General features: G+C 36.6%; 14 protein-coding genes and 4 pseudogenes. 14 read left to right on the top strand and 4 right to left on the bottom strand.

Going from position 1 to position 16197, the window contains the following annotated elements; translation table 11 throughout:
• Positions 1-68: 68 nt before the first annotated feature.
• From MN869_RS17260 to MN869_RS17230, 7 genes and pseudogenes are all read left to right on the top strand, one after another.
• The gene (locus tag MN869_RS17260; RefSeq protein ID WP_000941154.1) at positions 69-1028 is read left to right on the top strand and encodes a GlxA family transcriptional regulator; all 960 of its coding nucleotides are present in this window, start codon (positions 69-71) and stop codon (positions 1026-1028) included.
• Positions 1029-1143: 115 nt separating this feature from the next.
• The gene (locus MN869_RS17255; protein ID WP_001094923.1) at positions 1144-2382 is read left to right on the top strand and encodes a M24 family metallopeptidase; all 1239 of its coding nucleotides are present in this window, start codon (positions 1144-1146) and stop codon (positions 2380-2382) included.
• 56 nt (positions 2383-2438) lie between these two features.
• A complete protein-coding gene (locus MN869_RS17250) occupies positions 2439-3731 on the top strand; it encodes an MFS transporter (protein WP_000794339.1) in 1293 nt (430 codons plus the stop codon).
• A gap of 12 nt (positions 3732-3743) precedes the next feature.
• Positions 3744-4658 (top strand): aromatic amino acid DMT transporter YddG, encoded by a 915-nt coding sequence (gene yddG, locus MN869_RS17245; protein WP_000925802.1) that lies wholly within the window; start codon positions 3744-3746, stop codon positions 4656-4658.
• 195 nt (positions 4659-4853) lie between these two features.
• Positions 4854-5544: pseudogene (locus MN869_RS17240) on the top strand (IS5 family transposase).
• 485 nt (positions 5545-6029) lie between these two features.
• Complete coding sequence (locus MN869_RS17235; RefSeq protein ID WP_001038516.1) at positions 6030-7025, top strand: zinc-dependent alcohol dehydrogenase family protein; 996 nt, start codon at positions 6030-6032, stop codon at positions 7023-7025.
• Positions 7015-8031 carry a zinc-dependent alcohol dehydrogenase family protein gene (locus MN869_RS17230; protein WP_000009381.1) on the top strand — a complete coding sequence of 339 codons (1017 nt, stop codon included), beginning with the start codon at positions 7015-7017 and terminating at the stop codon, positions 8029-8031. Before MN869_RS17235 ends, MN869_RS17230 begins: the two co-directional genes overlap by 11 nt.
• A gap of 50 nt (positions 8032-8081) precedes the next feature.
• Here the strand turns inward: MN869_RS17230 and MN869_RS17225 are convergent, their stop codons facing one another.
• A complete protein-coding gene (locus tag MN869_RS17225; RefSeq protein ID WP_001180108.1) occupies positions 8082-8981 on the bottom strand; it encodes a LysR family transcriptional regulator in 900 nt (299 codons plus the stop codon).
• A 135-nt stretch (positions 8982-9116) separates the two neighbouring features.
• Between MN869_RS17225 and MN869_RS17220 the strand changes: the two genes are divergently transcribed.
• From MN869_RS17220 to MN869_RS17205, 4 genes and pseudogenes are all read left to right on the top strand, one after another.
• Positions 9117-9857 carry an SDR family oxidoreductase gene (locus MN869_RS17220; protein WP_001059480.1) on the top strand — a complete coding sequence of 247 codons (741 nt, stop codon included), beginning with the start codon at positions 9117-9119 and terminating at the stop codon, positions 9855-9857.
• A 73-nt stretch (positions 9858-9930) separates the two neighbouring features.
• Positions 9931-10929 carry a zinc-binding alcohol dehydrogenase family protein gene (locus tag MN869_RS17215; protein WP_002120211.1) on the top strand — a complete coding sequence of 333 codons (999 nt, stop codon included), beginning with the start codon at positions 9931-9933 and terminating at the stop codon, positions 10927-10929.
• Between the two features lie 20 nt (positions 10930-10949).
• Entirely contained in the window at positions 10950-11234 is a 285-nt protein-coding gene (locus tag MN869_RS17210; protein ID WP_000155817.1) for a putative quinol monooxygenase, read from the top strand.
• 134 nt (positions 11235-11368) lie between these two features.
• Positions 11369-11590, top strand: a pseudogene (locus MN869_RS17205) (IS3 family transposase); the annotation flags it as partial.
• A 344-nt stretch (positions 11591-11934) separates the two neighbouring features.
• Here the strand turns inward: MN869_RS17205 and MN869_RS17200 are convergent.
• The 3 genes and pseudogenes from MN869_RS17200 to MN869_RS17190 all read right to left on the bottom strand — a co-directional run bounded on the left by MN869_RS17200 (position 11935) and on the right by MN869_RS17190 (position 13580).
• On the bottom strand, positions 11935-12162 hold the full coding sequence (locus tag MN869_RS17200; RefSeq protein WP_000555567.1) for a hypothetical protein: 228 nt from the start codon (positions 12160-12162) through the stop codon (positions 11935-11937).
• Positions 12163-12927: 765 nt separating this feature from the next.
• Positions 12928-13231 (bottom strand): annotated as a pseudogene (locus tag MN869_RS17195) (helix-turn-helix domain-containing protein).
• Positions 13224-13580, bottom strand: a complete 357-nt coding sequence (locus MN869_RS17190; RefSeq protein WP_000269908.1) for a type II toxin-antitoxin system RelE/ParE family toxin — start codon at positions 13578-13580, stop codon at positions 13224-13226. Before MN869_RS17190 ends, MN869_RS17195 begins: the two are co-directional and overlap by 8 nt.
• Positions 13581-14137: 557 nt before the next feature.
• Between MN869_RS17190 and MN869_RS17185 the strand changes: the two genes are divergently transcribed.
• From MN869_RS17185 to MN869_RS17175, 3 genes and pseudogenes are all read left to right on the top strand, one after another.
• Entirely contained in the window at positions 14138-14821 is a 684-nt protein-coding gene (locus tag MN869_RS17185; protein ID WP_000478902.1) for a hypothetical protein, read from the top strand.
• A 204-nt stretch (positions 14822-15025) separates the two neighbouring features.
• Positions 15026-15554 (top strand): annotated as a pseudogene (locus MN869_RS17180) (IS3 family transposase); the annotation flags it as partial.
• A gap of 242 nt (positions 15555-15796) precedes the next feature.
• Positions 15797-16117: a type II toxin-antitoxin system Phd/YefM family antitoxin gene (locus MN869_RS17175; protein ID WP_001081101.1), complete on the top strand. Its 321-nt coding sequence runs from the start codon at positions 15797-15799 to the stop codon at positions 16115-16117.
• Positions 16118-16197: the final 80 nt, after the last annotated feature.

Below are 16197 nucleotides of genomic sequence, written 5' to 3'. Positions count from 1 at the left end.
AAAAATCAAAATTGTGGTCTCAAAATTGCTTTATAAAAATATTGAAAAAAGTGAAGAACATTAAATTTATGTTACAAAACTCTAAGCGTATTGGTTTTTTATTACTCGATAACTTTTCAATGATTGCTTTCTCAAACATGGTTGAAGTCTTGCGTATGGCTAATTATGTTACAGAAGACAATTTATACCAATGGAATGTAACGGGTTTAGATGGTCATCATAGCTGCGCAAGCAATGGTCTTCAAATACAACATACCTGTGTTTGGTCACATTTACTGAACATGGATATAGTTTTTATTTGTGGTGGTTTTCAACTTTATAAAAATATGACAGTACGCTTAAAGAATTTTTTATATAGGTTGGATCAACAAAAAATTGCTTTAGGTGGTTTATGTACAGGCGCTTATGTATTAGCGAAAGCCAATCTACTAAATGGCTTTCGTGCTAGCCTTCATTGGGAAAATACCTTAGCGGCACAAGAAGAGTTTCCATTAGTACAGTTTACCCCACATATTTTTACCATTGATGCGAACCGTTTTACCTGTTCTGGTGGGCTTGCAGCGATTGATTTAGGCTTGGCACTTGTTGAAATACACTATCCAAATATTGCTAAAAGAATCTGTGAGCAATTTATTGTTCATCAAGTGCGTGAGAGCAATGAAATTCAACATCAACCTATTGCTGAACATAAGAAAAAACTTGATTTTCAGATTCAAGAAGTATTGCGCTTAATGGAAAATAATATTAATGAGCCTTTAACTATTGCTGAAATTGCACAGCATGTAAAAATTCAACCGCGTACTTTAGAGCGCTTGTTTAAAATGAATCTACAATTGGCTCCAAAAGAATATTATTTAAAACTAAGACTCACCTATGCACAGAATCTACTTAAACAGTCTACGTTAAACATTTCAAATATTGCTTTGGCATGTGGTTTTTGTAATGTATCTAGTTTTACTAAAGCCTATAAAGCTTTTTTTAACTATTCCCCCAAATTTGAACGTAACATTCTGGATTTTGCTCATTAGTGTTTTTTAGTCTTGTCGGTTTTTGACAACTTTTTGACGCTTTTAGCAAAAATCCCTATTCATATTCTGCATAAGCTTAGCTCATTGATTACATTACATTGATCTAGGAAAATATATGAATACTTTAGTAAATAATTTTGTTGCTTCACAACTACCATCATTATTAACCATTGAAAATGGTGAAAAAGTTTCTGCAACATTTTCATTATCTGAGTATCAAAATAGACAGAGCAAGTTACGCCAACTAATGGAAGAGCTAGAAATTGATCATATTCTATTTAGTTCAATCCATAACATTAACTATTATGCAGACTTTATTTATTGTTCATTTGGGCGCTTCTACGGTCTGGTGGTTAGCCCAGAAAAAGTGGTGACAATTTCAGCAAATATTGATGCTGGGCAACCTTGGCGTCGTACGATTGGCGACTATAACGTAGTTTATACTGACTGGCAGCGTGATAACTATTTTAAAGCGGTTACACAAGAAATTCCAAATAAAGGCCGTGTAGGAATTGAGTTTGATCATTTACCTTTAGAACGTTTAAACAAGTTAAAAGCAGTTTTACCGAATGTGCAGTTTGTGGATATTAGTGCCGCATGCATGAAGCTACGCATGATTAAATCTGCTGAAGAAATTGCACATATCACCCAAGGTGCTGCAGTATGTGATATTGGTGGTTTTGCAGTGACTGCAGCAATTCGTGAAGGTGTGCCAGAGCATGAAGTGGCTTTAGCCTCTACTCAATCCATGGTACGTGAAATTGCCAAACGTTTTCCAAACTCTGAACTCATGGATACGTGGACTTGGTTTCAATCAGGCATTAATACGGATGGTGCACATAATCCTGTTACAACCCGCCAAGTCCGAAAAGGTGATATTTTAAGTTTAAACTGCTTTTCTATGATTGCTGGCTATTATACAGCTTTAGAGCGTACACAGTTCTTTGATCACTGTGATGATGCTTCATTACGAATTTGGGAGGCGAATGTCAAGGTGCATGAAGCTGGCTTAAAACTCATTCGCCCAGGTGCACGTTGCAGTGATATTGCTAAAGAGTTAAATGAAATTTTCTATGAAGAAGGTTTATTGCAGTACCGCACATTTGGTTATGGACATTCCTTTGGTGTGTTATCACATTATTACGGTCGTGAAGCCGGTTTAGAATTACGTGAAGATATTGATACGGTGATAGAACCAGGCATGGTGATTTCAATGGAACCTATGATTATGATTCCGCAAGGAATGGCTGGGGCTGGTGGTTACCGTGAACATGATATCTTGGTCGTTACAGAATCAGGAAATGAAAATATTACCAAATTCCCATATGGTCCAGAACATAACATTATCAAATAAAAGATTTTAAATAGGCACTCTGAAAATGAGTGCCTATTTAATTAGGAGTAAATAGAATGAAAAACAATCATCAAATAGAGCAAAAAAATACTCTAAGACGTGTTGCTAGCGCCAGCTTTATTGGTAATTTTGTGGAGTGGTTTGATTATGCTGCATATGGTTTTTTGGCAACAGTTATTGCAGTGGTTTTTTTCCCGAAAAGTGACCCTTTAACCGCATTAATGGCTACATATGCGATCTTTGCAATTTCATTTATTTTTCGTCCATTAGGCGGTATTTTTTGGGGGCATGTTGGGGATAAATTTGGTCGAAAAAATGCACTATCGTGGTCGATTATATTAATGACACTGGCTACGGTATGTATTGCACTGTTACCAAGTTATCAAAGTATCGGTATTTTTGCACCGATTATGTTATTAATATTCCGGATGATCCAAGGCTTCTCCGCTTCAGGTGAATATGCTGGTGCAGCAAATTTTCTTGCAGAATACGCCCCTAAGGGAAAAAGAGGACTTTATACCAGTTTAGTTCCTGCAAGTACTGCAACGGGTTTACTACTCGGCTCTTTAATGGCAGCGGCGATGTTCGCTTTCATGTCAGAGGCGTTTTTACACGAATATGGTTGGAGAATTCCATTTTTATTGGCAGCACCATTAGGTTTAATCGGGTATTATATCCGTGTAAAGTTAGAAGAAACCCCAGAGTTTTTAGAACATCAAAAAAATAGCAACAAAGAAAATTTTCCAATCAAAGCCTTATTTACTCAGTATCAACCAGCACTTTTTAAAGCATTTGCAGTTGCATCTTTAAATGCCACCGCCTTCTATCTTATTTTTAGTTATATGCCAAATTATTTAGCTACAGAGTTAGGTGTAAATAAATCCCAAGCCTTTATATCAGGGTCAATTTCATTGCTATTTTATATTGCTGTAGTTTTTGTGATGGGCAAATATTCAGATCGAATTGGACGTAAGAAAATGTTGCTTTGGGCAGGTCTAAGCTTTATAGCACTGACTGTACCCTTGTTCTACTTACTTTCAACTGCCAGTTTTATTGAAATGGTGATCATTCAGCTCATGTTCTGCACATTATTAGCAATGAACGATGGGAGCTTACCTGCATATTTAACAGAACAATTCCCTATACAAGTGCGCTATACCGGTTTTGCCTTTAGTTTTAATACTGCTAATGCACTGTTAGGTGGAACAGTTCCTTTCGTTGCAACTTGGTTAATTCAACAAACAGCTAATACCTTAGCACCTAGTATCTTATTAGTTATAGTTGCAATTTTTGCAAGTATGGCTTTATTAGAGAGGAAATCACATCATTTAATCAATGCTAAGGCTTAAAAGGAATAGGTTATGCTTTTAAATGCTCTCCCTACATTCAATAGAAATATATCGACTTTAATTGGTCTTACAGCTGTCATATTTTGGAGTACAAATGTAGGCTTAATGCGTAGTGTCAGTGAGAGCTTTGGAGCTGTAGCTGGTGCTGCTCTAATTTACAGTGTCGCATCCATGATTTTAGTTTTCATGGTTGGTATGCCTAAGTTTTCTACCATCCCAAAATCCTATTTATGGTGGGGAAGCCTTTTATTTGTTGCTTATGAATTATGTTTTGCCCTTTCTATTGGCTATGCGCAAAACAGTAGACAAGCAATCGAAGTCGGCATGATTAATTATCTATGGCCAACATTTACTCTACTATTCGCAATTATTTTTAACAACGTTAAGGCCAATATTTTAATTATTCCTGGCTGCATATTCGCTTTAGTTGGAATTTGTTGGGTATTAGGAGGAGATACTGGATTTGATTTTTTTCAGATATTTACTAATTTAAAAGCTAATCCTCTTAGTTATGGTTTAGCTTTTGCTGCTGCTATTTTGTGGGCTGCATATTGTTCTGTGACAGTAAAAACATCTCAGGGTAAAAATCTAGTCACTATATTTTTTGCCTTGACTGGAGTTGTACTATGGATCAAATACCTTCTCATGAGTGGGTCAGCTCTTAATTTTACTTATGACAATACAGTCACTCTGATTATGGCAGCTGGTGCTTTAGGTTTGGGATATGGTGCTTGGAATATTGGAATTATTTCAGGGAACATGACGTTAATGGCTGGAGCTTCTTATTTTATTCCCGTGCTATCAGCTTTGTTTGCGGCATTAATTCTAAGTACGTCCTTATCTTTTATCTTTTGGCAAGGTGTTGCAATGGTGACAGCAGGAGCAGTTTTGTGTTGGTTAGCGACTCGAAAGAAACAAATTATTTAGAGTTATACTAAAATTAACATACTAGACTTTAAGCGAAGTCAAGATATTGAAACTGTTTATCTATTAGGGCGTGTCCTCATTTGAAAAATTGATTTTAAAGATTTAAAAGAATGATTTAACCTCTTTTTATTTGTATATTTCTCAATGGCACGAACTCTACTCACCGATGATATTTGACAACAAATCCAGTCTACGATGCAATTTCATGGTTGTTATTGTTCAAAGAACGGTAGAAATATCATGGAAGCCATCTTATGGAAATTATGTACAGATGCAACATGGCGTGATATTCCTGAAGAATTTTGTCCTTGGAAAACAGCATATAACCGCTTTAATCGTTGGGCGAGTAAGGGCTTGTGGGGTAAATTTTTTTAAACTACGAGGCGTATTGGATCAAGAATGAGTATTCATTGAGGGAAGCTACATATGCGCGCATCAGCATGCAAGTGGAGCTCGGCACGGTTTCAAGCGAGCAATTGGACGGTCTAGAGGTGAAAGAACCACAAAAATTCATCTTGCAACCGACGCGAATGGATTGCCGATTGATTTTAAAATCACTAGAGGTGAACTCCATGACAGCCAAGTTGCGGAGTAGTTGATTGGTGAGGCAGATTATCTGATTGCAGATAAAGGTTATGATTCGGAAAAAATTAGGACGTTGCCAAGAAAGCAAAATATTGTGCCGATCATCCCAATGAAATCAAATAGTAAGAGAGAAAATAAAGAATTTGATCGGTATTAATATCGTTTAAGTCATCTAGTTGAAAATGCCTTTGCGAGATTAAAACATTTCCGAGCGATAGCGACCCGATTTGATAAGCTTGCACGAAATTATCAGTCTATGATTTACATTGCTTGCATGTTAATTTGGTGCAAAGCCAAATGAGGACATGCCCTAGACATCAGACCTCCTTATTTTTTAGTTTTTATACTATAGTGCCCCATAGTATAAAAAGCAATACTTTTTATAAATCGAAAAATCAAAAAGGTCTTTAGCGAAAATTTTCTGTCTCTATTTTTAATTTTTTTAAATAAACATAGTAGAGCTTATACAAAAGTCACAAAAAAATGGGAGCTTTAGCTCCCATTTTTTTATTTTGGCTCATGTTCTTTGTAATGCTGTGACCTTTTAGAATTATGTTTCCAACTTTTAGCCACTTTGTAGATATTTTGAACGTATCACACCTTAAAAATACTACCGATAGTTTAGATTAAAAATGCCTTTACAGACTGTACTAGATTATTTTTAGTGAGCGGATGATATTTATTATTCATTATTTAGGAATTATTAAATCCTATAAATATCATTTATTGGATTATTTTACTTTGGTACTGTGCATATCAACCCCCAGTTATGAATAAGGAACAACTATGAATAAGATGATGAGTGCTCTTATCCTAGAAAATTTTGGTGATCATGAATTTACACGTGTAGAACTCCCTATACCTCAACCAGAGGCTGGGCAAGTTCTAGTACGTATTCATGCTAGTGGTGTAAACCCTATTGATTATAAAATTCGTCTTGGTGAAGCACCATATGCTATGCCAGAGCTTCCTGCCGTGTTGGGAACAGATATGGCTGGGGTTGTAACTGCTATTGGTGAAGGTGTCACTCACTTCAACGTCGGAGATGAAGTTTACGGTCTGATTGGTGGCGTTCGTAATCTTCAAGGATCTTTAGCAGAATATATTGTAGCAGATGCTGATCTGATCGCATTAAAGCCACGGAATATCTCTATGCGCGAGGCAGCAGTACTACCATTGACGTTCCTCACCGCTTGGGAAGGTTTAGTGGATAATGCTAAGGTTCAACCAGGGCAAACTGTACTGGTTCAGGGTGGTGCTGGTGGCGTTGGTTATATGGTTGTTCAGCTTGCAAAAGCACTTGATGCAAATGTTTGGGCGACTGGTCGTACAGCTGATCAATCGCTGATTTCAGAACTCGGTGCAACACCTCTCGATTACACAACAGCATCTTCCGATGACATTATTGCTGCAAGCCCTGAGGGTCAAGGCTTTAACATTGTTTACGACACTGTGGGTGGTCCAGTACTCGAAGCCTCACTTTCCATGACAACTCACTATGGCCACATTACCAGCTGTGCTGCATTTGGTAATCATAATTTAGCGAGTTCATCTCTACGATGTGCCACACTGTCTGGCGTATTCGTCCTATTGCCGATGTTAACAGGCAATCGCCGTTCTCATCATGGTGATGTCCTTAAGATCGCTACCCGTCTCGTTGAGGAAGGTAAACTGTGTCCTATTGTTGATCCTCGTCATTTTACTCTAGACCAAGCGATTGAGGCTCATGATGCTGTTCAAGATCGCTCTGCCAATATTAAGGTCGTTATTGATGTCATTTAACGCACTTCAGGCCAAGACTTGGCGCTTCAATTGTATTGGAGATACAGATGTTCTGACATTAGAAACACTTCCTGTTGCTTTACCAGCCGCAGGAGAAGTTCTAATACAGATGAAAACGATCGGACTCAACCGGGCTGATGTAATGTTTCGGCGTGGTACTTATATTCAAAAGGCAGTATTCCCTTCTCGTCTGGGATATGAGGGAGCAGGCATAGTTCTTGCGATAGGTGAAGGTGTACGCCAATTTTCTCCAGGAGATGCAGTATCGATTCTTCCGACTGACAATCTAGCCAAATATGGGACATATACGGACAAGCTTCTGATTCCAGAAACTTTTTTAGTTCACAAACCTGATAGTTTAAGCTGGGAAGAAGCTTCTTCAATCTGGATGCAGTATTTGACGGCTTGGGGTGGTGTAATCCATGCTGGTGGAGTTTCGAAAGGAAAAACGATCTTGATCACAGCAGCTTCAAGTAGCGTAGGACTAGCTGCGATACAGATAGCTGAAGCAGCGGATGCTAAGGTCATTGCAAGTACACAGACGATAGAGAAAAAGCAACGTTTACTGGATCTCGGTGTTAAAAATGTTATAGCCCGTGAAGATGAACCAGATTTGTATGAGGCGCTTGTTTTACGTTTAGGTGGAGAACATCTTGATGTCGCCTTCGATGCTGTGGGAGGGCCACATATTGAACAGATTGCAAAAGCGATGTCTGTGGGAGGAACTATGGTTATGCATGGTGCACTTAGCCCGGAGATCACACCATTTCCCCTTAAAGTTGCATTACGCAAAAGCTTAACCATGCGAGGTTTTTTATTCCTTGAGGTTCTCCATGACCCTGTTCTAAGGGAGCAAGCCAGACGATTTATTCTTAGCAGTATAGGTGCAGGATATCTTCGTCCAGTGATCGACTGTTGCTTTAACTTTGAGGACATGCATGACGCTCAGCGCTATCTTGAATCAAATCAGCAAATAGGAAAAATTGTAGTTACTCTAAATACATGATGGTCTTATCTGATTTCTACTTTCTAAAAAAAAGGTTAGTTACATCTGATTCAAGTTTCTATATGGCCCAGCACTTCCGCTAAGTAATCAAACAATGCTCGGATTCGCAAAGGTGTCGGGCCCCGCTGTGGACGATATAAATACAGGCGCCAAACGGGAGAGTTTTCCTCATGAAGTATCTGAATGAGCTTACCACTCCTAAGCCACGGCAAAACTAGAAATCCAGGCATGTGTCCGAATCCGACTCCAGCGAGAATAGCTTGAAATTCAGCTTCTAGATCATCTGTAATAAAACGGGGCTTTGATGGCGTAAAGCTTCGACTTTCGGTGAATGTCCATGGCCAGTAACGCCCTGTTTTATGATCGACTAGTGCTGTTAGAGGGTATTTATCAAGATCAATAATTTTTTTGGGCATTCCAACCTTATCAATTAACTCTGGCGTACCCACAGAATAAAAGTTCACTTTAGCCAATTCCTTTGCCACATATCGATTGTCCGGCAAAAATCCAAATCTGATCCCGATATCTATCCGCTCATCGATCACATCCGAGTGTGAATCTGTTAGCACACAATCAACGACAATATCTGGATAACGTGTGGCAAATTCTGCTAGTGCAGGTATTACCAATTTACGCCCTAACACAGACGACACAGTAAGACGGACAGTCCCACGCATTTCATCTCGTTTTTCCTTGGTGTCTTTTACAAGCAAAGCATCGATTGATCCCACCGCAAAACGTGCTTGCTTTGCCAGACGCTCACCATCAGCGGTAATTTTAATTTGTCGAGTACTCCTGTAGAACAGAATCTCTCCGCGCTGCTCTTCTAGCTCTTTTATTGCCCGTGTCACTACCTGTGGGGAAATACCTAGCTGAGTTGCTGCCTCCTTAAAATTTCGAGACTCTGCTGCGACACAAAAGATACGCATCATTTCCAATTTGTTCTGCATGTCCAATCCTGTGTTATGGTAATTATTCCGTAAATAGGAATTCTGAAAGATAATATTATTCATTTATTATACCTGACAAGGCTGTAATACTTAACCCATCAAATATGATTGACAGATAGGTTGAAGGTTACTTATATGAATAATATAGAAAATAAAGTTATTGTTATCACTGGTGCAAGTAGTGGTTTAGGTGAAGCTACTGCTCGCTTACTTGCTAAAAAAGGTGCAAAGGTTGTACTTGGTGCTAGACGTACTGAAAAATTACAGGCTATTGTTCACGACATTCGTGCTGAAGGTGGTCAAGCTGAATTTATTGGTATGGATATAACCAAACCACATGAAGTACAAGCACTTATTGAAAAGGCATTAAGCGCATTTGGTCAAATCGATGTATTGGTAAACAATGCTGGATTAATGTCTATTGCACCATTAAGTGAGCTAAAAGTTGATGAATGGGATCGTATGATCGACATTAATATTAAAGGTGTTCTTTATGGTATAGCAGCTACACTGCCTGTTTTCCAAAAACAAAACTTTGGACACTTTATTAATCTCGCATCTGTTGCAGGGTTAAAAGTATTTAGTCCAGGAGGTACTGTTTATAGCGGTACTAAGTTTGCTGTAAGAGCCATCTCTGAAGGCCTTCGTCATGAAGTTGGGGGAACAATTAGAACGACTACTATTGAGCCTGGTGCAATTGAGTCAGAACTAAAATTTGGTTCTTCTCATAAAGAAAGTTCAGAGTTTGTTACTGATTTCTACAAACAAGCCATACCAGCTGACTCAGTCGCTCGAGCAATTGCTTATGCAATTGAACAGCCTGCGGATGTAGATATTAATGAAATTGTTTTGCGCCCAACGAGCCAAGAGTTTTAATTATTGAATAACATAAAATGGGAGTACTTCGCTCCCATTTTTACTATATTTTTTTAAAGTTGAGGACAAATCTATGAAAGCCGTATCGTATGTTATAAATAACCATGATGATTTTAAAAATTCATTGGTAGATATTGAAAAAGCGAAGCCTACGCTTAAGGAACGTGATGTACTGGTAAAAGTTCAGGCAATCTCTGTGAATCCAGTTGATACTAAAGTGAGAAAAAATTCGTCTGAAGCAAATAATCGTATTTTAGGTTGGGATGCCGTTGGGGAAATTATCGAAGTTGGCTCAAAAGTTACCTCGTTTAAAGTAGGAGATTCTGTTTGGTATGCTGGCAATTTAACCCGAGATGGTAGTAATGCTGAGTTTCAAGCAGTCGATGAACGAATTATCAGTCTTAAACCAATTACAGTATCTAATGCAGAAGCAGCAGCATTGCCATTAACTGCAATAACGGCATGGGAAATGCTGTTTGATCGGTTTCAAATTTCAGAAACAGAAGTTGGCAGTATTTTAATTATTGGTGGTGCAGGCGGTGTAGGTTCAATTGCTATCCAACTCCTAAAAGCAAAAACAAATCTGAGCGTTATAGCAACAGCTTCACGTGAAGAAACGAAATCTTGGGTGGAATCACTTGGTGCCGACCATGTCATTGATCATAGCAAAGATTTAAATGTACAAATCGAGACACTAGGCATTGAAAAACCAAAATATGTATTCTCTACAAATCATACAGAAACGTATATCAAGCAAATAGTTTCTCTGATTGCACCACAAGCCAAGCTTGGATTGATCGATGATCCACAAGCATTTGATATTATGCCGTTTAAGACTAAATCTATTTCTATCCATTGGGAGTTGATGTTCACCCGTTCAATGTATGAAACCGATGATATTGAAAAGCAAGGTAATCTATTGCAACAGGTTGCCCAATTAGTTGACCAGCAAAAAATTAGAAGTACCCTCAACCAAAATCTAGGAAAAATTAACGCTGCAAACTTGGAGAAGGCGCATAAGTTGCTTGAATCAGGCAAGTCAAAAGGCAAAATTGTACTAGAAAACTTCTAAAACAAATTCAAGGTGAAATAATGACTATTTCAATAATTGCGAACTTTAAGGCAAAATCAGATCAAAAAGAGACGTTAGAAGCGCTTTTAAAAAGTGTAATAGAGCTTACGCTTCAAGAAGAAGGATGCTTGAAATATGAGCTTTATATTAGCGAAAATGACTCGAGTAGATATTTCTTCTTAGAAGAATGGCGTAGCAGGGAGGATTTAGATATCCATATAGCCTCTGATTATATTCAAAGTTTATTTGGTAATATCCAATCGCTAATTGAATCAAGTGATATTATAGAAATCAAAAAAATATAGCTGTATTCGGACATTATGATGAAGTATTCTTCAAATTAACATAGAGACTTAGAAAGCTAACATAAAAATTGTAGCTATAAGCTCCTGTTTTTTAATATTTTTTTAATTTTTTAGTAGTAACCTAGGCTTCAACAAATTATGCCCCTAAGGGGAGCCACCAATACCCTGCATTTTGACAACAATGTCATCGTTTAGAGGCAGGAAATTTACGAGCATCAGTCGGTACGACTGGTGATTCATATGATATTGCTTTGGCTGAAACGGTGAATGGCTTATACAAAACAGAGGTGATTGAATATTTAAAAGCAGATTGGCAAGGTTTAGAAGATGTACAACTTGCGACACTAAACTGGGTAATCGAGAATAAGCGAATTCCTATTCCTGAACACGTAGAGCCTTAACCGGAAAAAAGAGGCTTTGGGAGCCGATTCTTTAAGCCGTATGGCTGATCTGATTGTTCACCTTGGCTTATTAAAACCGTGGAACATTGATCAAATAGTAAGCGTGGAACATAAAAAATCATTAAAAAAGCCCATTCGAGGGTAAATGAGCTTTTTAATAGTATATAAAAAATTGATTTTTAAAGGAATAAAAATAGCATTTCGTATAAGAAATTTTATGTTAAATAGATATGAGAAAGGCCATAAATTGTGACTTTCCCATATACGAAGAGAGAGCTGAGAACTTTCGTTTTATTGATTTATTCAAAATGAAGCTGATATTGATGTGTGGTGATTTTAATTTTTAGTTGCTTATATTTTCTTTTCGTAGTGCTCAGAGCTGAATTAGACACTTCTGTATAAAATATAGAATCATACATCAAATCAGAAAATAATTTATATTCAATCAATAATTTACTGTATTTATTCCCATCTTTGAGATTCGTTTCAATTAATTGATCTAAATCTTTTACAGAAAAACTATGCATATTAGCCTCGGATAGAGTGTTTCTGAACGGGCACCATACAGGGTTGGCGATAGGAACTAAAGTTAAATTAGGTATTGATATATGGAATATTATTGTAAAATAATAGATTAAACTTATATCGAGGCTAAACTTTACTCCTTTAATACTAAAAATCTTATTCAGGATCCAAGATATGTCCTTCTAAAAGACTTTAGTCCTTCTCTTTTTAAGTCAAATTTACCCGTAATTCTGGCTAGAATACTCTCTCAAAATTGCATATACCCTATATTTATCTTGATATAAGGTCTTTTCTATAATTTTTTGGATATCTTCACTAGTCCATTTTTGCTGCTTAGCTTTAAAAATGAACTGTGATTGCAGAACAAATGAGTGTTCACCTTTTCTTAAATAAAGATTCTTGACTTTTTTTTGCATAAGAAACAATTCAATAACCTATAATCTTAAACTTTATACTAGTTGGGAAAAATTTACTTTTAATTATAACTTAATAAAAAACTTAACTTGTAAAGAAAACTAAATTTCAGTTACTTAATAGACAAAAAAATATTATTATTTTTGTATCAGTAATGTTTAATATTCTTTGGATTGTATGTTTTCGATTCTTATAGTATTTCTAGTTTTAATCAGTACACTATTAATTATTTCCATATTAAAAGAGTATTTTAAGAATCCTTTCAAATAGAAGAATAAATTCTAGTTTGTTAAACATAATAGAGCCTCTACGAAGTAAAAAAATGGGAGAGATTAACGCTCCCATTTTGTTTGTTAAACATTGAATCCTATATGTTTTCCTGTTGGAAGCTCTACATCAATACGGAGTTTCCCCCCCCATAGCTTCAACATACTTTTTCATGGTTGAAATCTTAAGATCATTGCCACGGTTTTCGATTGCTGACAATGAAGGTTGTTTGATTCCAAGAGTTGCAGCCAGTTCCTTTTGGGAAATCTCTAATTCTTCTCGAATAAAGTGAAGCTGAGTTTCTAAAAGTAGCTCGTCAGCCATTTGTTGAATACGAGTTTGGCTCTCTGGAGAGCGACTAGCCAATAATTCCTGTAAGGTTTTAGCCATTAGATTGATCTCCAAGGGTTGAGAGATGAAGTTCGTATTGCTGCTCTGCAATGTTCAGCATCTCTTTATAGAAACGCTTTTTACCGCCTTTATCACCGATGCACAGCACAATTGCCTGTCGAAATGGATCAAATGCGAAAAAGGCTCTCAGGGGTTTTCCTCGATGCTGAACGCGTAGCTCTTTCATATTGGTAAATTTAGAGTCATATACGGTATCAACTAAAGGGCGACCTAAACTTGGTCCCTGCTGCTGTAAAACAACTAAAGCGGTTAAGACTTTCTCTTGTGTTGATTCGTCTTGCTGTTCAAGCCATTCATTAAACAGATCTGTCGTGATGACTGTCCACATACAACAACCACAATATAGATTATAGTCTATGTTTTATAGCGAACTCAGCCAGTTTTCAAATGGCAATAAAAAAGCCCTACATCCTGTCGGGCTTTTTCATATCGGGTTGCTCGTCTTACTGATCTCATGCTGCCCATTCCTTGCGCAATTTTCTTATTCTTGTTGTCTGGAAACATCCAGTTTCGTTATATATTCATCATACGGCTAATGACTTGAATTACCAATCCGCAAAATCCTTAAATCTGTGTAAGTTTTAGCTTACAAAGTTGGCCTATTTTATCCCAAGAGTTGTCCGCAGAAATTGGGGGTTATTTCTGAAATGTGAACATTGATAAATCAGGAAAAAATGCAAAATAGAATGTTTTTTGATCAATTTTGTTGGCTAAAAGTTACAGTTTTGCTTAAAAAGAAACCGACTTGTTTCCAAGTCGGTTGAACGAGAACGTTCCAGAGGGTATGAATAACGATAAGATACTAATCTTAAAGTAATATTAAAAACACGTTCCGTATAAGCACCATTATGTTAATTTTAGAGAAACTAAAAATTTGAGTGCTATATGTTTCTAAAAAATAAAGAAGGTATTGAGAATAAGTTTTGGCGAGCAGTTTGTATACTAACAATCTTAGTCATCGTAATCTCGGCAGTATCTCTACCTTTTATTGATGATATTCTTAGTTTTATTAAAGATATCTCAGGCACGGCAGCAACAATACTTACTGCTTACATTGCTGTTATCCTATTTCAAGATTGGAGAGATATTAAGAAAGCCGAAATTCTTAGCCAACACTCAACTGAAGTATTCCCGATGCTAAATGATTTAGCATCATCCTTATTTTTTCTGAAAAATTCATTGGGATGTACTATTGGCCAATTCTATAAATTAAAAGAATATGAAAGCGAAAAAGGAAAATCAGAAGAATTTAGAGCAAAAATTTCCGATATGATCACCAGTACAAGTATTAGTGAGTTTGTTGAATCTTCTGAAAAAATCAAATACAAACTTTTCTTTATATCTCAATCTTTAGACACTAATATGCAAAAAAAAATAGATAATTTTAAAAGCATATTAGATGAGTTTATGTGGCTCTCTGAAGAAAATAGAGATCTATTTTTAGATCTCTCTGAGATAAAAAATCAAGAAGATAGAATTGAAAATTTATATACACAATTGAGAGTTTTAGCTAAAGAAATATTTGCAGATAAATTAGTTAGATACTCAACGTTTAATGATTTAGATTAAATTTTTAGATAGCGTTATTGATGATTTGTTAAAAATGAAAAGATTTATTTTATTGAGTGTATTAGTTTTTACAGGGGTTGAAATGCAACTGATTACAAAACTGTTTTAACAAGAAAAACTCTTTATATGAAAGGCGGAAATTGTGCTGGCCTATCTCTTTCAAAAAATGCTGGTTTAATTGGAGATCAGTTTCCCTGTACGGTAGACTTACCAACTAGAGTACGATGGATAAGCAATGATACTTTCATGATGGTTGAGAAACATCAAATTTCTCTATACCGCCTTTATTATTGATGTGTTCTCACGAGCAATTGTTGGATGGAAAGTATCTACACGGATGAATACAGATATGGTGCTCGATGCACTTGAGCAAGCATTGCATGATCGAGGCATGCCAAAGAATGTGATTCATCATTCCGATAGAGGTGTTCAATATCTTTCTATTCGCTATACCAATCGTTTAGAAGCTGCAAATTTACGAGCATCAGTCGGTACAACTGGTGATTCATACGATAATGCTCTGGCTGAAACGGTGAATGGCTTATACAAAACAGAGGTGATTGAATATTTAAAAGCAGATTGGCAAGGTTTAGCAGATGTACAACTTGCGACACTAAACTGGGTAGATTGGTTCAATAAAAAGCGTGTACACAGTGCACTGGGTTATGTATCGCCTTTTGAGTTCGAAGCAATGTACTATGATAAGATTAACCCGTTAGGTCAGGTGGCCTAACTTAAATAAAAAGTCTCCGACAAACCCGGTACGGTTCATAGACTCCAGTAAGCATAGATTTCCCTATTTTTAATTTGCACGATTTAAAATTTATTTTTTTAGATTATATAGTTACATACAAATATCATCTACTAATTTTAGAAATATAAAATCGTCCCATAATAAATAACGGTCGTTTTCTTACATTCGGAACAAGATTCTGAAATGATTTAATTTTTGCTATCCCGTATAAGGTCTTAGATATGAATCGATTAACTTTTATAAACGGTGCGATTGTTTCTGCGACTGATGTTCGCAAATCTTGGAGCAAAATTGTTCAATGTGTCAAAGATAGTCATAAACCTGTTTTTGTTTATACGAAGAATGCGCCCGAAGCTGTTGTTCTGAGTTTTGAAGAATTTCAAAAAATGCAGGAAATTATTGAAGCTGTCCGGCGTGAACAGCTAGGACAACAAATGGTTTATGATCTTTTGGATATTAATCAGCTCACTGGTCAACCGATCAAACACATGCTTTTGAACCCAAAAGGTGTATTTGAAGAAGTAAATGGACAAGAAAAATAGCTTTTTGAGGATATTAACGGATTCGAGATTAGAGACAAGCTGATTTAAAAGTCATCTTATATTTATATTCGTTGAACAAT

Source organism: Acinetobacter sp. NIPH1876 (assembly GCF_022808535.1).
Lineage (GTDB): Bacteria > Pseudomonadota > Gammaproteobacteria > Pseudomonadales > Moraxellaceae > Acinetobacter > Acinetobacter higginsii.
This window is presented reverse-complemented; position numbering and strand designations above follow the sequence as displayed.